At 62.3% G+C, this 21012-nt stretch carries 22 protein-coding genes, 2 tRNA genes and 1 pseudogene; 14 read left to right on the plus strand and 11 right to left on the minus strand.

The genetic code is table 11. The features are described from left to right. The first annotated feature begins 182 nt into the window (after positions 1 to 182). On the plus strand, positions 183 to 683 hold the full coding sequence (locus KI797_RS14295) for an SRPBCC family protein (RefSeq protein ID WP_005325836.1): 501 nt from the start codon (positions 183 to 185) through the stop codon (positions 681 to 683). Between the two features lie 60 nt (positions 684 to 743). Here the strand turns inward: KI797_RS14295 and KI797_RS14300 are convergent, their stop codons facing one another. Then, positions 744 to 1250, minus strand: a complete 507-nt coding sequence (locus KI797_RS14300) for a GNAT family N-acetyltransferase (RefSeq protein ID WP_005325838.1) — start codon at positions 1248 to 1250, stop codon at positions 744 to 746. Positions 1251 to 1411: 161 nt separating this feature from the next. Continuing rightward, entirely contained in the window at positions 1412 to 2626 is a 1215-nt protein-coding gene (locus KI797_RS14305) for a GNAT family N-acetyltransferase (protein WP_226169811.1), read from the minus strand. A gap of 219 nt (positions 2627 to 2845) precedes the next feature. Here KI797_RS14305 and KI797_RS14310 point away from each other — a divergent pair, with 219 nt between their 5' ends. The 4 genes and pseudogenes from KI797_RS14310 to KI797_RS14325 all read left to right on the plus strand — a co-directional run. Next, positions 2846 to 3664, plus strand: a complete 819-nt coding sequence (locus tag KI797_RS14310) for a DUF3100 domain-containing protein (RefSeq protein WP_226169812.1) — start codon at positions 2846 to 2848, stop codon at positions 3662 to 3664. Beyond that, positions 3661 to 4116, plus strand: coding sequence for a hypothetical protein (locus KI797_RS14315; RefSeq protein ID WP_226169813.1), 456 nt, complete (start codon positions 3661 to 3663; stop codon positions 4114 to 4116). Before KI797_RS14310 ends, KI797_RS14315 begins: the two co-directional genes overlap by 4 nt. Beyond that, positions 4116 to 5297 (plus strand): M20 metallopeptidase family protein, encoded by a 1182-nt coding sequence (locus KI797_RS14320; protein ID WP_226169815.1) that lies wholly within the window; start codon positions 4116 to 4118, stop codon positions 5295 to 5297. Before KI797_RS14315 ends, KI797_RS14320 begins: the two co-directional genes overlap by 1 nt. Before the next feature lie 86 nt (positions 5298 to 5383). Further along, positions 5384 to 5728 (plus strand): annotated as a pseudogene (locus tag KI797_RS14325) (IS4 family transposase); the annotation flags it as partial. A gap of 71 nt (positions 5729 to 5799) precedes the next feature. On the opposite strand, the gene KI797_RS14330 reads toward KI797_RS14325, so the two are convergent. Next, a complete protein-coding gene (locus KI797_RS14330) occupies positions 5800 to 6189 on the minus strand; it encodes an META domain-containing protein (protein WP_226169817.1) in 390 nt (129 codons plus the stop codon). A gap of 167 nt (positions 6190 to 6356) precedes the next feature. Here KI797_RS14330 and KI797_RS14335 point away from each other — a divergent pair, with 167 nt between their 5' ends. Next, positions 6357 to 6833, plus strand: a complete 477-nt coding sequence (locus KI797_RS14335; RefSeq protein WP_005325850.1) for a hypothetical protein — start codon at positions 6357 to 6359, stop codon at positions 6831 to 6833. A 4-nt stretch (positions 6834 to 6837) separates the two neighbouring features. On the opposite strand, the gene KI797_RS14340 is transcribed toward KI797_RS14335, so the two are convergent. Together KI797_RS14340 and KI797_RS14345 are read right to left on the minus strand one after the other, a co-directional pair. Next, a complete protein-coding gene (locus tag KI797_RS14340) occupies positions 6838 to 7317 on the minus strand; it encodes a putative 4-hydroxy-4-methyl-2-oxoglutarate aldolase (RefSeq protein WP_226169818.1) in 480 nt (159 codons plus the stop codon). Positions 7318 to 7434: 117 nt separating this feature from the next. Then, entirely contained in the window at positions 7435 to 7833 is a 399-nt protein-coding gene (locus KI797_RS14345) for a DUF3293 domain-containing protein (protein WP_182785938.1), read from the minus strand. A gap of 385 nt (positions 7834 to 8218) precedes the next feature. Here KI797_RS14345 and arcA point away from each other — a divergent pair, with 385 nt between their 5' ends. After that, positions 8219 to 8938, plus strand: coding sequence for a two-component system response regulator ArcA (arcA, locus tag KI797_RS14350; protein ID WP_005325853.1), 720 nt, complete (start codon positions 8219 to 8221; stop codon positions 8936 to 8938). 120 nt (positions 8939 to 9058) lie between these two features. On the opposite strand, the gene KI797_RS14355 is transcribed toward arcA, so the two are convergent. Both KI797_RS14355 and KI797_RS14360 read right to left on the minus strand, forming a co-directional pair. Further along, positions 9059 to 9133, minus strand: a tRNA-Gly gene (locus tag KI797_RS14355). A 104-nt stretch (positions 9134 to 9237) separates the two neighbouring features. After that, positions 9238 to 9311 (minus strand) — tRNA-Gly (locus KI797_RS14360). 201 nt (positions 9312 to 9512) lie between these two features. Between KI797_RS14360 and cydD the strand changes: the two genes are divergently transcribed. The 4 genes from cydD (at position 9513) to KI797_RS14380 (ending at position 13944) form a co-directional block, all read left to right on the plus strand. Further along, entirely contained in the window at positions 9513 to 11282 is a 1770-nt protein-coding gene (gene cydD / locus KI797_RS14365; RefSeq protein WP_226169819.1) for a heme ABC transporter permease/ATP-binding protein CydD, read from the plus strand. Further along, on the plus strand, positions 11275 to 13020 hold the full coding sequence (cydC, locus tag KI797_RS14370) for a heme ABC transporter ATP-binding protein/permease CydC (protein WP_182785942.1): 1746 nt from the start codon (positions 11275 to 11277) through the stop codon (positions 13018 to 13020). The genes cydD and cydC overlap by 8 nt, the downstream gene beginning before the upstream one ends. 156 nt (positions 13021 to 13176) lie before the next feature. Next, a complete protein-coding gene (gene rcsF, locus KI797_RS14375; protein WP_005325859.1) occupies positions 13177 to 13548 on the plus strand; it encodes an Rcs stress response system protein RcsF in 372 nt (123 codons plus the stop codon). Positions 13549 to 13557: 9 nt separating this feature from the next. Next, positions 13558 to 13944: a DUF488 domain-containing protein gene (locus tag KI797_RS14380; RefSeq protein WP_182785944.1), complete on the plus strand. Its 387-nt coding sequence runs from the start codon at positions 13558 to 13560 to the stop codon at positions 13942 to 13944. 62 nt (positions 13945 to 14006) lie between these two features. Here the strand turns inward: KI797_RS14380 and KI797_RS14385 are convergent, their stop codons facing one another. Further along, entirely contained in the window at positions 14007 to 14999 is a 993-nt protein-coding gene (locus tag KI797_RS14385) for an NAD-dependent epimerase/dehydratase family protein (RefSeq protein WP_182785946.1), read from the minus strand. Between the two features lie 198 nt (positions 15000 to 15197). On the opposite strand from KI797_RS14385, the gene tsaA reads away from it, so the two are divergent. Next, on the plus strand, positions 15198 to 15902 hold the full coding sequence (tsaA, locus tag KI797_RS14390) for a tRNA (N6-threonylcarbamoyladenosine(37)-N6)-methyltransferase TrmO (protein WP_171269259.1): 705 nt from the start codon (positions 15198 to 15200) through the stop codon (positions 15900 to 15902). A 74-nt stretch (positions 15903 to 15976) separates the two neighbouring features. On the opposite strand, the gene KI797_RS14395 is transcribed toward tsaA, so the two are convergent. Genes KI797_RS14395 through KI797_RS14405 form a run of 3 tightly spaced genes read right to left on the minus strand, consistent with a single transcriptional unit; the run spans position 15977 to position 19160 of the window. Further along, positions 15977 to 17098 carry a beta-ketoacyl-ACP synthase III gene (locus tag KI797_RS14395; RefSeq protein ID WP_226169820.1) on the minus strand — a complete coding sequence of 374 codons (1122 nt, stop codon included), beginning with the start codon at positions 17096 to 17098 and terminating at the stop codon, positions 15977 to 15979. Between the two features lie 55 nt (positions 17099 to 17153). Then, a complete protein-coding gene (locus KI797_RS14400; protein ID WP_226169821.1) occupies positions 17154 to 18317 on the minus strand; it encodes a vWA domain-containing protein in 1164 nt (387 codons plus the stop codon). Beyond that, positions 18318 to 19160 carry an AAA family ATPase gene (locus KI797_RS14405; protein WP_226169822.1) on the minus strand — a complete coding sequence of 281 codons (843 nt, stop codon included), beginning with the start codon at positions 19158 to 19160 and terminating at the stop codon, positions 18318 to 18320. A gap of 163 nt (positions 19161 to 19323) precedes the next feature. Here KI797_RS14405 and cysK point away from each other — a divergent pair, with 163 nt between their 5' ends. Continuing rightward, positions 19324 to 20292, plus strand: coding sequence for a cysteine synthase A (gene cysK, locus KI797_RS14410; protein WP_226169823.1), 969 nt, complete (start codon positions 19324 to 19326; stop codon positions 20290 to 20292). A 442-nt stretch (positions 20293 to 20734) separates the two neighbouring features. Further along, positions 20735 to 20992 (plus strand): HPr family phosphocarrier protein, encoded by a 258-nt coding sequence (locus tag KI797_RS14415; RefSeq protein WP_005303128.1) that lies wholly within the window; start codon positions 20735 to 20737, stop codon positions 20990 to 20992. Positions 20993 to 21012 lie beyond the last annotated feature (20 nt).

A 21012-nucleotide genomic window follows, 5' to 3' on the forward strand; every position in this document is an offset into this window, starting at 1 on the left:
GAAGACATCCTTGATTTGCCTGCTCACTGCCTCCCACTCTCGATGGATCCCGCCGCGCTGTCAAATCGGCAATTTGGACCCCCTTGAATACGTGATGGTGTGATGCAGGGCTGCCTATTTTATCGCCTTAGGGGCTATACTGCCTGGGTCCCGTCCATGACTGGTTTGAGGTTCACTGATTTATGGATAACAAGCAAATAGAAGGCAGTATTCTGGTACCCGCCCACATCGACGATGTCTGGCGGGCCTGGACCACGGAGAGCGGTCTGCGCAGCTTTCTGGCGCCCGAATGCCTGATGGTGGCGGAACCCAACGGTCCTTTCGAAATCTATTTCAGGCCAGAGGCCCCGCTGGGGGAACGCGGCAGTGAAGGGTGCCGGGTGATGGCGGTCATGCCCCATGACTTGCTCAGCTTCAGCTGGAATTTCCCTCCCCAGTTTCCCCATATCCGTCAGCAGAAGACCCAGGTCAGCCTGCGCTTCGTGCCCGAAGGCCAGGGTACCCGGCTCCACTTCCTGCAAACCGGCTGGGCCCAGGATCCCGATTGGGACCAGGGTTATGCCTACTTCCGAGAGGAGTGGCTGGAGCTCAGCCTGCCAAGGTTGCAGTATCGCTTCACCCACGGCCCCATCGACTGGAACAATCCGCCGGGCAAGCCGCAGTTGAAATCTCTCGCCCAGTGAGGGAGCGATTGAAATGAAGAAGGACCCTGAACGGGTCCTTCTTCATGAGGGATCAGGCGGTCACTCCACCGACTCTTCATCGAACAGGGGGTGATAGAGCACCTCGCCCTGCAGACCGGCCAGCCCCCCGGGCTGCAGCTCCATCGCCATGAAACAGTCGGCAGGCACCTCGTAGATGCAGTGCAGGCCGAAGTCGCTGGCGGGCCGGAAGCCGAAACGGGCGTAGTAAGCGGGATCGCCAAGCACCACCACCGCCTTCCAGTCCATCTCGAGTGCCGTATCCAGCCCTTCCCGCACCAGATCCGAGCCTATACCCTGCCCCTGCCAGTCCGGATGGACGGCCACCGGTGCCAGCCCGAGCCAGGGACCTTCCTGGCCGTCAATGGTGATCGGGCTCAGCATCAGGTGCCCCATGAACTCGTACTCTTCCTCCTCGACCATGGTGACCACGGCGGCCCCACACTCGCGCAGGCGATTGACCAGTTCGGCCTCATCGGGACGACCAAAGGCGGCGCTCACCAGCTCGTAGACTGGCAGCATGTCGCCGGGACGCTCGGTTCTCAACATACAGGGTTACTCCTCGTACAGCAGGGCCGCCATTATTTCACAGAAGTGGCTCCTGACTTGAGCGTCTTTATCCGGAAATGGGAGGGCTGACTCAAGAAAACGAGCGGCAATTCGTGCGCCAAACGTCGCAATACCTCCCCTTCCCACCGGCTTCGTCAACATCAAGCGCCAGGATCCCCTAGCAATCGCAGCAGATAACCGAGACCAAGCTCGCCTCTATCCTTGAGCAGGACACCGCCACCATGGGCCTGCATCCCGGGGACCTCAGGTGCCAGCCAGGCGAGCGGATGGCACCTGACCGTCAGCCCTGCGGGGAGGCGCAGCTCACCGCCCGCCTCAGTTCCTTCCATGAAGAGCGCCACCTCCTGCCCTCCGGCCTCGTTCTCATGGAGGATCGCCACCGCCACCCGCTCGTCTTCGAGCCAGGGGGCCAGCGCACCCTTGAGGCCGTCCGGCAGGTGCGGCGGGAGATCCAGCCGCCAATGATCCAGTTCAGCGGGTTGGCGTGCCGACCCGGGCCGCCGACCGCAATGATGCATGCCGAGCTTGGCCATCACCCGGCCGGAGGCCAGATTGCCCGGCATGTGGCGGGCGGTCAGGGCGGGCAGGCGCAACTGCTCGAAGGCAAAGGCCCTGACCAGCTGCGCCGCCCGGGTGGCCAGCCCCCGATTCTGCCAGGGCACACCCACCCACCAGGCCAGCTCACCGTGCCAGTGCAAGGAGATCACCCCGAGCAGAGGGGCCGGCTCATCACGGGTGGGCAAGGTCAGGGCCCAGGTCCACCCCAGCCCGAGGGCGGCCTTGCGCCCGCTCATGGCGAGCCAGTCGCGGGCCGCCTCCAGTGGATAAGGATGGGGGATGTTGAGGGTGTAGCGGGCAAGCGCCTCATCCGAGCAATAACGCACTATGTCGGTCTCATCCTCCGCCTGCAGTGGTCGCAGCACCAAGCAAGAGACTGGTTCGGACGATGGCTCATGCAATGTGGGGATGTACAGGCGCCGGGCAAGCAGTCGCTGCAGTACATCAGCCAGCTCGTCGTCCGCGCTCAGTCGCAGATCCGCGCCACTGGGCCCCAGGGTGAGCAGGCCGCTCTCCTTGGCCAGGGTCAGGAGGACGCTGGAGGCAGAGATCAGGATCTGGCGGCTCGGGTCCGCCGTCATGAGGGGAGACTCATCCTCCCCCAGCCAGGCGGAGAGCAGGCCGCTGGCCGAGAGGATGCCGTCGGACGGGCAGCAGGCCCAAGGCGCAGGAGTCACTGCCGGCTGCTCGCTACCCCTGCCGCGCAGCAACTGCCAACGGTTGCACTGCTCCTGCCACCCCTGCAGCGCACCCTGCCAGCGAGGCTGCCAGAGCGCCTCTTCTATCAACAGTTCCATGCTTCCCCCTGCGACCGCCGAACTGCGCAGCATAACCGGCTACCAATGGTTTGTTAAACCATATGTTTAGCATGGTTAAACGGCATACCCCATGAAAAAATGCCATATGGCCAGCTTGATGACGGTCACATTAATGCCTCCCTGCCCTTCCTATCATGCCCCCATCTCGCAGCGGCCGGCGCCGCGCGTGAATGACAACGCATAACAAGAGAACACACTATGCAGCAAACCAGCCCACTCAAAACGGTGTTAGTCAGTACCCTGGCGACCGCCCTGCTGATCTTCGTGGCCCAGTACCTCATCGGGAAACAGGAGATCAGGATAGGCATCGCCATCATCCCCATACTGCCCATGCTCTTTGCCGTCATCATCGGCATGATAGTCTCCACCAAGCCGGTCAAGGATCGCATCCCCGGCTGGAAGCGCCTCTTTGGCGAGAAGGAAGAGGGTTTCTGCGGCAAGATGGTGGGCTTCAGCCTGCTGATCCTGGGTACTCAGTATGCGGGCATGATCATCCCCAACCTCAAGATGATCCTGAGCGTCGGCGTGCCGCTCTTCCTGCAGGAGATAGGCAACCTCCTGCCCATCCTGATCGCCATTCCGCTGGCGGTGAAGTTCGGCTTCGGTCGCCGCGCTATCGAGGCCTGCTCCTCCATCAGCCGTAAACCCTCGGTTGCGGTGATCCAGGGCAGATTCGGCACCGGATCCCAGGAGTACATAGGCGTGCTCGCCATCTACCTGTGCGGCTCCGTCATCGGCACCCTCTGGTTCAGCGTGCTCGGCAGCATAGCGCCCCTCACAGGCCTGCATCCGCTGGCCCTGGCCGCCGGTTCCGGCGTGGGCTCAGGCTCCATGCTGAGCGCCGCCTCCGGTGCCCTGATCAACGGCCTCGACGAGGCACTGGCCCAGCAGGTGCTGAGCATAGCCGCCGCCTCCAACCTGCTCTCATCGGCCCTAGGTGCCCTCTCCCTCACCTATCTGGGGCTGCCCCTTGCCGAGAAGATCTATGCGCTGACTGACAAAGGAGCGAAAGCATGAAAAGCATCGTGATGGATATGCGCTTCGTCTTTCTGGCGATCCTGCTGGCCATGTTTACCCAGACCCTGACCACAGGCACCCCGCTCTGGCTCATGGGTGACAGCTTCATCGCCATGTCCCTGGTGGTGTTCGCCTCCCTGGTGGCCAAGCGCTACCTGCCCTCGTCCCTGCCAGCCTTTGCCTATGCCTATGCCACCATCATCGGCATCCTCATCTGCCTGCCCGAGACGCCGGTGCGCGGCCTCTTCATCGATGCCGTGGCCAAAATCTCCTTCCTCTCCTGCTGCGTGCCGCTCTTGGCCTTCGCCGGCCTCTCGGTGGGCGGTCAGCTGGAGGAGCTCAAGAAGATGTCGTGGAAGGTGATCCTCATCTTCATGATCGTCTCCACCTGCTGCTTCTTCGGCGCCTCCCTGGTTGCCCAGCTCGGTTTCTCCATTCAAGGGATCATCTGATGAACCACTACCATATCGAACCTGACCTGTTGGCTCTGCGCGGTTTCAGCCACGAGGTGCGCCACCACCTGCACCGCATCCCGGAATACTCCGGGGCCGAGTTCAAGACCTCCGCCTACTGCCGGGGATTGATGGAAGAGTTCGGCTACAGGATCACCGACTACCCGGGCTTCACTGGTTTTCACGGGGATCTGCACATAGACCCCAGCCTGCCCACCATAGCGTTTCGCGCCGACATGGATGGCCTGGAGATGCATGACATGAGCGAGGTGGCGTTCAAGTCCACCCATGAGGGGATGGCCCACAACTGCGGCCATGACTCCCACATGGCGATCGCCCTGACCGCGGCGAAATTCCTGGCAGGTCACCGGGAGCGGCTGCGCTACAACGTTCGCGTCATCTTCCAGATGGCGGAGGAGGACATGCGGGTGCCGGGGGCCGAGAAGATGGTGGAGCTCGGCTGCATGAAAGGGGTGGACGAGGTCTATGCCCTGCACAACGACGGCGCCATGGAGACGGGCACCATCAAGTTCAACCAGGGGGCCATGTCCTCCTGGGGCTCGGCCTGGACCCTGGATGTACACGGCATCTCCGCCCACGGCTCCACCCCCCACAAGGGGCTGGATGCCATCCGCGAGGCGGTGCGCATCATCGAGGACATGGACTACATCGTCGCCAAGCGTACCAGCCCGTTCAGCCCGGCGGTGTTCGGCTGCGGCATGATCAACGGCGGCACCATTCCCAACGCGGTGGCCGACCATGTGCAGGCCCGTGGCACCATACGTGCCATGGACGCCGAGACCGACCGGATCCTGAAAAACAGCTTCAGGGACATCATCGCCCAGAGCGAGCTGCGCGGCTTCAAGACCACCATGGTCCATGCCGGCTACCCGGCGGTGGAGAACCACGCTGGGGCCTGCGAGCGCCTGCTGCAAGCCGCCGCCGAGGTGCTGCCCGCCGAGTGCATCAATGCCCAGGGTCAACCCATGACAGGCAGCGAAGACTTCAGCTACATGATCAACGCCACCCCGGATCGCAAGGGGGCCATGTTCTTCCTCGGCAGCGGCAATCAAGCCAAGGGGATCTGCAACTACCTGCACGCCAATCCCTATTACCTGGACGATGACTGCCTGCTGATTGGCGCCCAGATCTTTGTCAATCTGGCGACCAGACGCACCTGACGGGCAAGGGGGAGCTGCAATTACTCACATCATGCATCCCCCAACTATCTGGCAGGTGGGCCGCGGAGGCCCGCCTGCTGACCCGCACCCTCAACAGCAAGGAGGCGGTGGGTATAAGGCAAGATCGATGAATGCACTGCCAGCGTACAACCTGTCGCACAGCCAGATGGTGAAGATGGCGGCGAGCCTGAAGAGAGACACGACGAGTCAGCTGAGTTTTCATATGGCGTCGGCGTTCCTCATCCATGACGGTGCTGCATGCCGTATGTGTCAGCGGGCAATCTCCCAAGGCGGGGAGCGGACCTTGAGCCACAAGCGAGGTTGTTTGTTCTGCCCATCAGAAGAGAGCGATATTGGCCGTGCAGTGTGAAGGCAAGGTCACAGAAGGAGAATATGAAAAAAGCGAATAAAAAAATGCTAGTCAAACTTAACTGACTGGCATTACGCCGTGGCGTCTTTGGGGCTGGTGTCAGGCTGCGACAATCCCTGACAACATACCCGTTTATTTCACCGCATCGAAGGTCAGCAGCGTCGCCTGCTCGGCACTCTTCAGCACCAGCTGTTTGCCGCTTATCTGGAAGCTTGCCACCTTCTCCAGCGCCTGCAGGTAGTTCATCTCCTTGCCGGCCAGATCCCCTGTACACATCATGCGAGTCGCCCCCATGGGGCCCAGAGCCAGAATACCGTCCCCCTGCTCTGTGATGCCGCCAAAGTAGCGGTTGCAGCCGCCCTTGCCTGCCACCTTGTCGCCGGCGACCTGCAGGGTGAAGGTATCACCGCTCGCCCCTTGCAACTGCCAGGTCGATGCTTGCAGCTCTGCCAGGGTAGAACCCGTTGCCATGGCGCAGCCTCCCAGGGCCATGGCAGCCAGCAGGGTCAGTTTCTTGTTCATGAGTTCACCTCGTGATGGAGAAAGTCGTGAAGACACAGAGTGAGGGGCCTGTTTATCATGACTCTGGCGCCCATCAAAACTCTTTTATTGTGATCGGGGTTCCCTTTACTCCCTGCTGGCATGTGCCATGCTTGTAGTCCTGTTCCGGACCCAGGGAGGGGAAACGAATGGTCAAGTCTCTCGTCATCGCACTCGCATTCGGTCTCACTTTTTCGGCCCAGGCCGCCGACTGGGATTTCCTCAAAAACGAAGCCGACAGCCAGCTCTACGTGAAAAGCTATTCCGGCGTACTGCTCGGCAACCAGGCCCATACGGGCGACAATTTCGATATCTGGCTCATCAACACCGGCTACCAATATCCGGTAGAGGATGATATCAGCCTCTACATGGAGGCCGGACCGGCAGTGGGCAGCCACAGCGAGCAGGCCGGCTTCAATATCAGCTCGGGGGTGCGCTACCGCCTATCCCCCTCACTGAACATCGGCAGCCAGCTCAAACAGCTGGAGGTGAGCAAGCCCAGCACCCTGGTGGAGCTCAACAGCAGCCTGCTGGTGACACCGCAGTTGGCCATCACCGCCAACTACGGCCTTAGTGCCTTCAGCACCGAGCAGTTCCTCACCCTGGGGGTAGGTTTCAACTTCTGAGGGATCAGAGGAGCCTGGCGCCACTGACCAGCACGCCATTGAGATCGGCGTAGACATAATCCCCCGGCGCTATGCTGACCCCGGCAAAGGACAGCACCACATCCAGCTCGCCCTGTCCGCGTTTCTCGGTTTTGACCGGACAGGCCGCCAGCGCCTTGACTCCCAGCGCCAGCGTCGCCAAGGTGCCCACATCTCGCACGGCGCCGTGGATCAGGATCCCTTCCCATCCCTGCTCCACCGCCTTGATGGCCAGTTGGTCCCCCAGCAGCGCCCGGCGCAGGGAGCCACCGCCGTCGATCACCATCACCTTGCCATGACCGGGGCTCGCCACCAGCTCCCGCACCAGGCTGTTGTCCTCGAAGCAGGAGAGAGTGACCGCCTCGCCATAAAACAGCGGCTTGCCGCCATAATCGTAAAACAGCGGCTCTGCCACCTGCAGGGCATCGCCATGTTGATCGCAAAGGTCGGGCAGTAGATCCAGCATGGTCAGCATCCTTCCATGGAGTGAATGAGTCCGCTCATTCTTTCATCATGTGGACAGGCTGACAATCCAGCGGGCAACCGACATCCCCGGATGGTGTGGCTCCCGTCCAGCCTCTCATCATGCGGAGGCTCTGAGCATCCAGCGGGAAGTCAGTCTGCCAAGATGGCATGGCGCCCCCTTCAGCAGAACGGGCACCAGCCAGAGCTCCCCCTCTACCACCCAGTAGAGGGCATTCTGCCCGAAGCGGGCGGCCAGTCGGATGGCCTCGCCCTGAGGAATGTGCAGCAACAGGGACGCCTCCTGCCAGCACTCATCCGGATCGCTGCCCCACACGGGCCCCATCACCAGGGTATCGGCAAGGTGGCGTGACAGGGCGCGTTGACGCCGGGCGTTGCGGCGCATCCCCACCCGCTGGCTGGCCGGATTCCAGGCCGTGACGATGGCATAGGCAGCCCAGACTGGCGGTGCGAAGGGGGCAATAAAACACACATTTCTGTAGTTTTCCCACAAAGTCATGTCAACCACATGTTACATCCCATTACATTTCTTAAGGGCGAAAAAGCGGGCCAGCCCACGTATGATGCAGCGAACCTCGGGATTGACTTATATCAAACCTGAGTTAAAAAGTTGCTATCTGACGGCAAAGAGTGTTGTTATGCGCCTGTTAACTGATAAAATGCAGCAACTTTTGTAATGGACTACCTTTCCAGGCTTCTCTCGATCAGACTTGTTGAGAGCCTATGTGCGGCACAGGGATGTTTGCCAACATAGATACCAAATTCGCGATGATTCGACCTGACATTCATACCCAGGATGACGTAATAAATTTTCAGGACCGGTCGGATAACGCCAAAGAGTGTTAAAATTTCGATAATTAACTGATAAGAATCTGGGAATACTCATGCAAACACCACATATTCTGATCGTCGAAGACGAGCTGGTCACCCGCAACACCCTCAAGAGCATCTTCGAGGCCGAAGGCTACATAGTGCTGGAAGCCAACAATGGCGACGAGATGCATCAAGCCCTGACCAGCCACACCATCAACCTGGTGATCATGGACATCAACCTGCCGGGCAAGAATGGCCTGCTGCTGGCGCGCGAGCTGCGTGAAGATGACAATATCGCCCTGATGTTCCTGACCGGTCGTGACAACGAAGTGGACAAGATCCTGGGGCTGGAGATCGGCGCCGATGACTACATCACCAAGCCGTTCAACCCCCGCGAGCTGACCATCCGTGCCCGCAACCTGCTGAGTCGCACCATGAACGTGACCGCCGGTGGCGAAGAGAAGAAGCTGGTGGAGCGTTACCTGTTCAATGGTTGGGCGCTGGATATCAACAGCCGTGCACTGGTCAGCCCGGCAGGCGACATGTTCAAGCTGCCCCGCTCCGAGTTCCGCGCCATGCTGCATTTCTGCGAAAACCCGGGCCAGATCCAGACCCGTGCCGAACTGCTCAAGAAGATGACAGGCCGTGAGCTCAAGCCCCACGATCGTACCGTGGATGTCACCATCCGCCGCATTCGCAAGCACTTCGAGAGCGTGGGCGACACCCCGGAGATCATCGCCACCATTCATGGCGAAGGCTACCGCTTCTGTGGCGAGCTGGAGCAGGAATAACCCCTGCCCGGTGAAGCGAGAGGCGCCTGCGGGCGCCTCTTCTGTTTCCGGCCGCCGTCACCGCGCGGGTCCGCCAAAACAAAAAGCCCACTCAGTCGAGTGGGCTTTTTGCATGAAAGCTGGAGCGGGCAGCGGGAATCGAACCCGCATCATCAGCTTGGAAGGCTGAGGTAATAGCCATTATACGATGCCCGCAAGACATCAGGAACGCAGCAGATACAAGGCATGGAATCGGCGTCTTAAGAGACGTGCCAGAAGTAGGCAACAACGAGACGGGACAGATACCTGGTATCAGAATGTGGAGCGGGTGATGGGAATCGAACCCACGTATGCAGCTTGGGAAGCTACCGTTCTACCATTGAACTACACCCGCGTCAGTGGCCTCTACTATATGCATTTTGCCGGCGAGCGCAATCACCGCCTTCGTATTTTTTGCCATAAATCAAGCTGTTCGGCCAACTATTGAGCATGCAGCTGCTTTTTCAAACAAAGACGTTCACACTCCCGGATCTGCGAGGTTGCCAAGCCGTGGGGGCGACGATAGTCTTGCGCCACTCGACCGAGGAGGGTGGTAATGGACAAGAACAAGCAGAAACATCTCTATGGCTGGTTGCGCAAACAATCTGGTCATGGCCGGCGCTGGATCGGTCTTTCCATTGGTCTGGGCATGGGCCAGGGCATACTGATGGTGATGCAGGCCTGGCTGCTGGCCACCCTGCTCCACGGCTTCATCATCGAAGGCACCACGCCCGAGCAGTCCATTCCCCTCTTTATCGCCCTGCTGCTGGTGACCCTGACCAAGGCCGCACTGGCCTATGGCCGTGAGGTGGCAAGCTTCAAGGCGGGCAGTACGGTGCGCCAGGCCATCCGCGAGCTGGTGCTCACCCGCCTCGCCCGCCTCGGGCCAGCTTATATCCAGCGCCGCCCCGCCGGCAGCTGGGCCAGCCTGCTGCTCGAGCAGATTGAAGAGATGCAGGAGTTCTTCTCCCGCTATCTGCCCCAGATGGCCATAGCCGTCTTCATTCCCCTGGTGATCCTGGTGGCCGTGTTCCCGGTCAACTGGGCCGCTGGCATCATCTTGCTCGGCACCGCGCCCCTCATCCCACTCTTCATGATCCTGGTGGGCGTCGGCGCCGCCGATGCCAACCGCCGCAACTTCCAGTCCCTGGCGCGGCTCTCCGGCCACTTCCTCGACAGACTCAAGGGCTTGCGTACCCTGCAGCTCTTCATGCGTACCCAGGCGGAGGGTGAAGCCATTCGCGACGCCTCGGAAGATTTTCGGGAGCGAACCATGGAGGTGCTGCGGCTCGCCTTCCTGAGCACGGCCGTGCTGGAGTTCTTCGCCGCCATCGCGGTGGCCCTGGTGGCGGTCTACTTCGGCTTCTCTTACATAGATCACCTCAACTTTGGCAACTATGGCGTCAAGGTAACGCTCTTTACCGGCTTGTTCGTGCTGTTTCTCGCTCCCGAGTTTTACGCGCCGCTGCGGGAACTCGGCGCCCACTACCACGCCAAGGCCCAGGCCATAGGCGCCGCCGAGCAGTTGCTGGAGTTTCTCGAGGCCGAAGTCAGCGAACCGGCCTCAGGGAGTGCCCCCTTCCAGGCCGATGGCCCCATCAGGGTGGAGGCCCGCGCTCTGGAGGTGCTGAGCGCCGAGGGCAAGGTGCTGGTCGGCCCCATCGATTTCACCCTTGAGGCAGGCACGCGCACAGCCCTGGTCGGGATCAGCGGGGCCGGCAAGAGCTCCCTGGTCAACGCCCTGCTCGGCTTTGCCCCCTATCGCGGTTCGCTCCGTGTCAACGGCCAGGAGCTCGCCGAGCTGGACATGAGCCAGTGGCGGCTGCAACTGGGCTGGCTCTCCCAGAACCCCCAGCTGTTCCACGCCTCCCTGAGAGACAACCTGCTGCTGGCCAGGCCCACGGCCAGCGATGCCGAGCTGGAAGCCGCCCTGGTGCGGGCCCAGGCCTGGGAATTTGCCAAGGAGAAAGGATTCGACTACCCGGTCGGGGATCAGGCCGGGGGCCTCTCCGTCGGCCAGGCCCAGCGCCTCGCCCTGGCCCGCACCCTGCTCAAGTCCACCCAGTTGATGGTGCTGGATGAACCCACTGCCAGCCTGGATCGCCACTCCGAACGCGCCATCATGAGCACGCTCGAAGACGCTGCGAAAGGCCAGACCCTGCTGATGATCACCCACCGCCTCGATCAGCTCAGCCAGATGGACAACATACTGGTGCTGGAGCGCGGCCAGCTGGTGGAGCAAGGCCACTTCGCGCAACTCTGCCAGGCACAGGGGCCCTTCGCCCGTCTGCTATCCCAACGTTCAGGGGATTCTCTCGATGACTGATCTACTGCCGTTCCTGCGTCTCTACCGCCAGCACTGGCTCAGCCTCTCCCTCGGCCTGCTGCTGGCCCTGGTCACCCTGGTGGCCGGTATGGGGCTGCTCTCCCTCTCAGGCTGGTTCCTCTCCGCCGCCGCCGTGGCGGGGCTGGCGGTCGCCAGCCGGGACACCTTCAACTACATGACCCCGGCAGGCGGGGTGCGCTTCTTCTCCATAGTGCGCACCGCCAGCCGCTGGGGCGAGCGGGTGGTTAGCCACGACGCCACCTTCCGGGTGCTCACCCGGCTGCGGGTCTGGTTCTGGCAAAGGCTCTCCCCCCTCTCCCCCGGCACCCTGGCCGGTTTTCGTCAGGCGGATCTGCTCAACCGTCTGGTGGCCGACATCGACGCCATGGATCACGTCTACCTGCGCCTCGTCACTCCCATAGGAGCGGCTCTGCTCAGCTGTGCCGGGCTGGTATTCTTCCTCTCCTTCTTCGACAGCCGCCTGGCGCTGACCCTGGGGGCCATACTGCTCTTTGGCATGCTGGCCCTGCCGCTGGTGTTCTATTTCGCCGGCCGGGCCCCCGGTCGTCGACTCATCGCCGAGAAATCCACCATGCGCACCCGCATGGTGGATTACTTGGACGGCCATGCCGAGCTGCAGATGTTTGCCGCCGCCCCCAAGGCGCTGATCGAGCTGCAACAGGCCGAACAGGCCCTGATCCAGGCCCAGGCCCGCATGGCCAGGGTGAGCGGCCTCGCCAGCTTCTCGGTCCAGCTGCTCAGCGGCTGGACCCTGACCCTGATGCTGTGGCTCGCCGGTCACGGCGTCGGCGGTGGCACCCCGGATCCCATCACGGCGCTCATGGTGTTCGCCACCCTGGCGAGCTTCGAGGCGCTGCTGCCCCTGGCGGGTGCCTTCCAGCACCTCTCCACCAGCCTCACCTCGGCCCGTCGTCTCAACGAGATACTGCAGGAGGCCAAGGCACCAGAGTGGGGAGAGGAGCAAGCCCCCGCGACCCAAGGCGCCTTGCAGATACGGGACCTCCATTTTACCTATCCCGGCCAGGACGGCCCGGTGCTGCGAGGCTGTAACCTGCAACTGAACCCCGGCGAGAAGCTGGCGCTGCTGGGGCAGACAGGGTGTGGCAAGTCCACCCTGATGGGGCTGCTGACCCGGGAGTGGACGGCGCAGACCGGCGAGATACTGCTGGATGGCAAGCCCCTGACCCGGTATGGCGAAGGGGCACTGCGCGCCTCCTGCTCGGTGGTGAGCCAGCGGGTGCATCTGTTTGCCGATACCCTGCGCGGCAACCTCAAGCTGGCCGCCCCCGACGCCAGCGACGAGCGGCTGACCGAAGTCCTCACTCAGGTGGGTCTCGCCACCCTGCTGGCAGGGGAAGATGAAGAGGCCGAGAGCGGGCTGGACGCCTGGCTCGGGGATGGCGGCCGCCCCCTCTCCGGCGGCGAGCGCCGCCGCATCGGCATCGCCCGCGCCCTGCTGCACGACGCCCCGCTCTGGCTGCTGGATGAGCCGACCGAGGGGCTCGACAGCCAGACCGAGCGGGAGATCATGGCCCTGCTGCTCAAGCTGGGGGCAAGGCGCTCCCTGCTGCTCATCTCCCACCGCCTGCTGGGGCTGGAGCAGATGGACAGGGTGGCCCTGATGGAAGAGGGCAAGATCCGCCTCTGCGCCCCGCACCAGGCGTTGCTGGAAGATGACTACTACCGCAGCCTGCACCAGCGGCTGGCTCCCGCCTGATGAAAGCCAATGAACAAGGGGCAGGGATCTGCCCCTTGTCTTGTGGAGAGTGCCAAGATCCCCGTCACAGCTCGCCTCCCGGGCGAAAAATGGGGCTGGTCGCAGGCAGCGACTGACCCCTATAATGGCCCCCTCACTGTTCAACAAGACCTCGACATGAAACGCCTGATCCTGATGATGCCCCTGATTGCCTCCGGTTGTGCCGACTTCGCCTTCAACAGCAATCTGGACAAGGAAAACTTCGACGAGTATTTCAAGCCGGGCGGCGTCCGGATCTATGAGCAGAACCAGCTCGCCGACCTCAACTACCTCTACCTCGGCACAGTCGAGGGCGAGTCCTGCCAGGCCGACGCCAATCAGGCGGTGCCCAATGCCGGCGAGGCCCGCACCCTGGCCCGCCGCCGCGTGGCCGACATGGGCGGCAACGGCGTCAGCTTCGACAAGTGCGCCGAGTTCAGCGACGTGCCGGGCTGCCTGAAGCAGGTGATCTGCTACGGTCAGGCGCTAAAAGTGGCCGAAGAGAAGTAAGGTCTCGACATGGCCCTCGCCATCGTCCGCCTCGGCAGCCCCCGTCTCCCCGATGAGGGACTGCGCATCGGCACAGTGCGCCGCCCGCCCCGCGGCGTGCCCAAGAGCGATTTTGCCAGCCAGGATTGGTACGACGTCTGGTTCCCCAACCTGGCCCCCAGCGCCGAGACCATGAAGCTCGGTCAGGCCGCCGAGACCCCGGCCCAGTGGGCTGCCTTCTGCAAGCAGTACAAGGCCGAGATGGCGAGCCCCGCTGCCCGCCACGATCTAGAGCTGCTGGCGGCACTCTCCCACACTACCAACCTGTCAGTGGGCTGCTACTGCGAGCAGGAGTCCCGCTGCCATCGCGCCGTGCTCAAGGCACTGCTGGCAGAGTGCGGCGCGCTGCTGCGCTGACGCCAGGGCAAAGAGGGCACCCTGCCCTCTCTCGTTTTGCCTCTGCGCTTCCCCCTGCCGACCTATGACGGTGAACGCTCCAGCACGCGCTGCCGCAGCGCCGCCTCCTCGGCCAGAGCCATGCCCGTCGTAGTCGTCTGCTCGTTGCTGGCCAGCCACGCCACCAGATCGGCCACCGTCTCCTCCAGCGGTCGGAAGTTCAGGCCGTGGACGATGGCGGCCTCGGCGCTGATGCTGCCATAGCCGGCAAACTCGGCCTGGGTGTTGGGCAGCAGCGTGGGATAGCTCTGCCAGGGTTCGACCCCGGCCGCGATCAGGGCAGGCCAGGGGATCCACTCCGGTTGCAGGGGGGAGGCCGGCATAAGGCGGGCCGCCAGACGCTCAACCCAGTCCACCAGGGCGATGCCGGGCTTGACGAGGTTGAAGCAGCCCTCCAGTCGCTGCTCGGCGGCCCGCAGCACGAACTCGGCGCAGTCTCGCACGTCCAGATATTGCAGCCTGTCCTGCCCCTCCCCCGGCAGCAGCCAGGGTCCTCCTTGCTGCACTCGTTGCACCCACCAGGCCAGACGGCCGGTCGGGTCGAAGGGGCCGCACAGCACGCCGGGGCGCAGTATGCAGAGCCGCTCCCCCCAGCGGGTCCGATACTCTGCCTCGCACAAGACCTTGAGCGGACCGTAGCCGCTGGCTGACTCGCCGGGGGCCACCTGGTGCAGCGGCGCCGACTCGTCCATCTCGGGCCGGGCGAAGTCCCGATAGACGCTGATGGTGGAGATGAAGATGAGGCGCTCACAACGCCCGAGCAGGGCCGTCGAGAGGCTGGCCGCCTGCGCTGGGTCATAGCAGCAGGTGTCTATGGCCAGATCCCAGTGCAGTCCCTCCCCCAGCAAGGGATCCAGGCTCTGATCCCTGTCCCCCTGCAGTTGGGTCAGCTCGCGCCAGTCAGGATGCTGGCGGTGACCCCGATTGTACAGCGTCACCTCATGACCCCAATCCAGGGCCAGCGAGGTGAGGTGGCGGCCCAAAAAACCGGTGCCGCCGATAATCAGCAGTTTCATCCCTGTCTCTCCTGTGCGCCGCGGTGCCATGACCCCGGCCAATCCCCGTTCTTCCCCCACCCTACGCAAGTTAACGCCAGGACACAGCCTCGGATGCCGCGCTCTGCGACCGGGATCACAGGGGGCCACGACTGTGGCGACGCCTGCGTTTTCGGTCCGCCTGTGCTACATTGCCGGGGTTTTCAGCCAGGATCCGCCATGAAGTTCGATATAGACACACTCGGGATCATCCGCTCTCCCTACAAGGAGAAGTTCGCCATCCCCCGCCAGCCCGGCCTGGTCAAATCGGCCCGCGCCCGCCTGGAGCTGCTGCCTCCCTACGATCAGCCGGACGTGCTGCGCGGCATAGAGCAGTTTTCCCACCTCTGGCTCAGCTTCGTGTTTCACCAGACCATGGCCCAGGGCTGGCACCCGACGGTGCGTCCGCCGCGCCTTGGCGGCAACGAGCGGGTCGGGGTCTTTGCCACCCGCTCCACCTTCCGCCCCAACCCGCTCGGCCTCTCCGTGGTAGAGCTGCACGGGGTGGGCCGTGAGCGTGGCAAGCTGTGGCTCGACCTCGGCGCCGTGGATCTGCTGGACGGCACCCCTGTGGTCGACATCAAGCCCTACATTCCCTATGCCGACAGCCTTCCCCACGCCCGGGGTGGCTTCGCCCCCGAGGCCCCAACCCCGCCATTGATGGTGAGCTTCACCCCCGAGGCGGAGCTGCAGCTCATGCCCTGGCTCAAGGCCCACCCCGAGCTGCGCCAGCTGGTGAGCGAGGTGCTGGCCCAGGATCCCCGTCCCGCCTACAAGAAGGGCAAGCCGGACGACAAGGAGTACGGTGTCAGATTGTTCGATGTAAACGTGCGATTTCAGATAAAAGAACCGGAATGCCTGGTGTCGGCCATAGAGCCCGCCTGATCTTCACCGGCCCCGGCCAATAAAAAAACCACCCGCTCGGGTGGTTTTTTGCTGCCACCGCCGGATGGCGGTACTCAGAGGCGTTGCAACAACAGGCTGCCGATGGAATAACCGGCGCCGAAGGAGCAGAGCACACCACGGGCCCCGCTAGGCAGGTCCTGGTTGAACAGGTGGAAGGCGATGATGGAGCCCGCCGAGCTGGTGTTGCCATAGCTGTCGAGGATCACCGGCGCCTCCTGCTGGCTGGCGTCGTGGCCCAGCAGCTTGCGGCCGATGAACTGGTTCATGGTGAGGTTGGCCTGATGGAGCCAGAGGCGGTTCAGCTCCCCCGCCTGCCAGCCCTGCTCCCCCAGCTGTTCCTCTATCTGTGTGCACACCAGAGGCAGCACCTCCTTGAACACCTTGCGCCCCTGCTGGCGGAACAGCTTGTCATCCCCGTAGCGGGTGCGCGGACTGAATCGGTTCAGGAAGCCGAAGTTGTTGCGGATGTTGTTGGAGTACTGGGTCACCAGCTTGCTCGCCACCAGTTGCCAGGGGTTGGCCACCTTGCAATCTTCTTCCCGCTCCAGCAGCACGACGGTGCAGGCGTCGCCAAAGATGAAGTGGCTGTCTCTATCCCGGAAATTGAGGTGCCCCGAGCAGATCTCGGGGTTCACCACCAGGGCCAGTCTGGCGGTGCCGGCCGCCAGCAGATCCGCCGCCGTCTTGATGCCGAAGGTGGCGGAGGAACAGGCCACGTTCATGTCAAAGGCCATGCCGCTCGCCCCCAGATAGTGCTGCAGCTCGATGGCCAGCGCCGGATAGGGGCGCGGCATGTTGGAGGCCGCCACTATGACCAGATCTATCTCCCCCGGCTCGCGACCGGCGGCGATCAGCGCCTGTTCGGCGGCGGCCACCGCCATCTCCACCATGATGGAGGGCTGGTCATCGGGGCGCTCCGCCAGCAGGGGCTGCATGATGTCCGGATCCAGCACCCCTTCCCTGCTCACCAGATAGCGACTCTTGATGCCGGACGCCTTCTCGATGAACTCGCAGCTCGAATGCTGCTTGGCATCCAGCTGGCCAGCGTCGATGGCGGAGGCGTTCTCCTCGTTGTAGAGATCCACATACTGGTTGAAGGCAGCCACCAGCTCTTCATTGCTGACGGCAAAGGGGGGGGTATAGAGGCCTGAGCCACTGATTACGATAGAGGTCATCTTTGCTCCTGGCCGGGTGCAATCCCGGCTTGTCTGTTTTTTAGGGTTCAGAGATTCATAGCTGATCGATCGCTCCGGCGAGACCAGCCAGGGTCAGCGGGTGCATGCGCCCGCCAATCACGTCATTCATCAACTTGATGGAGGGGTGCCACAGCCACTCCTGCCTCGGCAGCGGATTGATCCACACCATCTTGGGGAAATGTTGTTGCAGGCGCCCGAGCCACACCTGGCCGGACTCCTCATTCCAGTACTCTACGCTGCCACCGGGCCAGGTGATCTCGTAGGGACCCATCTTGGCGTCCCCCACCAGGATCACCCGATAGTCGCTGCCGTAGGTGCGCAGCAGCCGCAAGGTATCAAAACGCTCCTCGGCCCGGCGGGCGTTGTCCTGCCAGACGAAGTCGTAGAGACAGTTGTGAAAATAGAAGTACTCCAGATGCTTGAACTCGTGGCGCAGCGCCGAGAAGAGCCGCTGCACCTCGGCCACGTGGGCATCCATGGACCCCCCAACATCGAAGAAGACCAGCAGCTTGACCCCGTTGTGGCGCTCGGGTCTGAGCTTCACATCGAGCCAGCCCTGGCGGGCCGTGCTGCTGATGGTGTCGTCGAGATCCAGCTCCGAGGGATTGCCCTTGCGCACCCAGCGCCTGAGCTTGCGCAGCGCCAGCTGGATGGCCCGCTGGCCGAGCGGCGAGTCGTCGCTGAAGTTGCGATAATGGCGCGCCTCCCACACCTTGGTTGCCTTGCCATGCTGGCCTTCTCCCCCCATGCGGATCCCTTCGGGGTGGAAGCCGCCATGGCCGAACGGACTGCTGCCCCCGGTGCCCACCCACTTGTTGCCGCCGGCGTGGCGCGCGTTCTGTTCGCGCAGGCGCTGGTTGAGGGTCTCCAGCAGCTTGTCGAGCCCGCCGAGGGATCTGAGCAAGGCTTTCTCCTCAGGGCTCAATAACCGCTCGAACTCCTGGCGCAACCAGTCGTCCGGCAGCGTCTCGGGCAGCAAGGGGATGGCCTCCAGCCCCTGGTAGTACTCGGCGAAGGCGCGATCGAAGCGATCATAGTGAGCCTCGTCCTTCACCAGCAGGCTGCGGGACAAGCGATAGAAGTCGTCCATGTCCACGCTGGCGAGTCCGGCCGCCAGGGCCCCATGGAGATCCAGCAACTCGCGCAGGCTGCAGGGCAGCTTGTGACGGCGCAGGTGAAGGAAGAAGTCGATGAGCATTCAGCCGCCACGACGCGCCAGGAAGGCGAGCTTCTCGAAGAGGTGCAAGTCCTGCTCCGTCTTGAGCAGGGCGCCATAGAGAGCGGGCACCAGCTTGCCAGGCTCCCGGCTGCGCAGCGCCTCGGGGGCGATGTCATCGGCCAGCAGCAGGCGGATCCAGTCCAGCAGCTCCGAGGTGGAGGGCTTCTTGCGCAGCCCCTCCACATTACGCAGCTCGAAGAAGAGATCCATCGCCTCGCCGAGCAGGCCCTCCTTGAGGTTGGGATGGTGCAGCTGGACGATGGCCTGCATCTCGGCCTTGTCGGGGAAGCGGATGTAATGGAAAAAACAGCGGCGCAGGAAGGCGTCCGGCAGCTCTTTCTCGTTGTTGGAGGTGATGATGACCACCGGACGCTGGCGCGCCTTGATGCGCTCGCCGGTTTCGTAGACATCGAACTCCATCCGATCCAGCTCCAGCAACAGATCGTTGGGAAACTCGATGTCCGCCTTGTCGATTTCATCGATCAGCAGTACCGGCCTCTGCGAGGCAGCGAAGGCCTGCCACAGCTTGCCGCGGCGGATGTAGTGGTTGATGTCCCCTACCCGCGGATCCCCGAGCTGGGAGTCCCGCAGCCGGGCCACCGCATCGTATTCATAGAGCCCCTGCTGGGCCTTGGTGGTGGACTTGATGTGCCAGCTGATGAGGTCGGCACCGAGCGACTCGGCCACCGCCTCCGCCAGCACCGTCTTGCCGGTGCCCGGTTCACCTTTGATCAGCAGCGGCTTCTCCAGCACGATGGCGGCATTGACGGCCATACTCAGTGACTTTGATGCGAGATAGCGATTGCTTCCTGCAAATCCCATGAGATCCATTCCTTTGGTCGCAGGAGAACCCAGGGGCCCTTCGGCGAGAGAGAATAAGTTCTATATGTTGTAATAACATATTGTTATAACGATTCGTCACTTCTCATTCAGAAACCACAGGGTAATCTTGTTTCATCGCCTTAACAAACACAGGGATAGCACCATGAGCAAAATTTTTGAGGACAACAGCCAGACCATAGGCAACACCCCGCTGGTTCGTCTCAACCGTGTTACCAAGGGCCGCGTGCTGGCCAAGATCGAGAGCCGCAACCCGAGCTTCAGCGTCAAGTGCCGGATCGGCGCCAATCTCATCTGGGATGCCGAGAAACGCGGCGTGCTGACCAAGGGCAAGGAGATCATCGAGCCTACCAGCGGTAACACGGGCATTGCCCTGGCGTTCGTGGCTGCGGCCCGTGGCTATCCCATCACCCTGACCATGCCGGCCACCATGAGCCTGGAGCGCCGCAAGCTGCTCAAGGCGCTTGGCGCCAACCTGGTGCTGACCGAAGGCCCGCTGGGCATGAAGGGCGCCATTGCCAAGGCCAACGAGATCCTCGAATCCGAGCCGGGCAAGTATGTGCTGCTGCAGCAGTTCGAAAACCCCGCCAACCCCGAGATCCACGAGCAGACCACTGGCCCCGAGATCTGGGATGCCACCGACGGCGAGGTGGATGTGTTTGTGGCAGGCGTCGGCACCGGCGGCACCATCACTGGGGTCTCCCGCTACATCAAGCAGACCAAGGGCAAGGCCATCGTCTCCGTGGCGGTCGAACCCAGCGAATCCCCCGTCATCAGCCAGAAACTGGCGGGCGAAGAGATAAAGCCCGGTCCCCACAAGATCCAGGGCATAGGCGCGGGCTTCATTCCAGGCAACCTGGACCTGACCCTGCTGGACCGCGTCGAGCAGGTGAGCAGCGAGGAGTCCATCGAGATGGCTCGCCGCCTGATGGAAGAGGAAGGCATTCTGGCGGGGATCAGCTCCGGCGCCGCCGTGGTCGCTGCCGCCCGTCTGGCCGAGCAGCCGGAATTTGCGGGTAAAACCATCGTCGTCGTGCTGCCGAGTGCTGCCGAGCGTTATCTCTCCAGTGCCCTCTTCGCCGGCGTGTTCAGCGAACAGGAACTGCAACAGTAATTGATCGCATTACACCAAAACAACGGCGCCTCTGGGGGCGCCGTTTTCATTATGCGCTAAACTCAGTAGCCATCAGTGTCAGTCGACCCCTTATTTTTTGGGGTAAAATAACAAACTTGGGTGTGACAAAAAAAGCAGACATTCTGTGATAAATCTCATATCCTGTGCGGCGTCACGAGGTGTTTACCGGCTAGGTATCACAAGGTAACAAAGTGTTATTTTTCGTTATAAATTAATTTCAGGCCAGACCTGACGCGGCTTGTAGCCCGATGACGAAAAAGACTTAGCCAGGGCGCCGAATACTGCACAGAAAATTGACCTGGATTAAACCATTGCAGGTCTGATTTCGTTACTTTACAACATATCCATACTGACACGGTGAGACAGGAAGCCTCATTAGCGACCATCTCTCCACACAATATCAATAATATGGGGTGAAACCATGTACGAGAAGTCTGTTGTTATTACTGCTGAAAACGGCCTGCACACCCGTCCCGCAGCTCAGTTCGTGAAAGAAGCCAAAGAATTCCAAAGCGAGATCACTGTGGTCTCCGGTGGCAAATCCGCCAGCGCCAAGAGCCTGTTCAAGCTGCAGACCCTGGGCCTGACCAAAGGCACCAACGTGACCATCCAGGCCGACGGCCCGGACGCTCAGAAAGCCGTTGAGAAGCTGGTTGCCCTGATGGACGAGCTGGAGTAATCCAGCTTAATTCCTCCCCC

The sequence above is a fragment of the Aeromonas media genome, assembly GCF_020423125.1.
In the GTDB taxonomy this organism is placed as follows: Bacteria; Pseudomonadota; Gammaproteobacteria; order Enterobacterales; family Aeromonadaceae; genus Aeromonas; species Aeromonas media.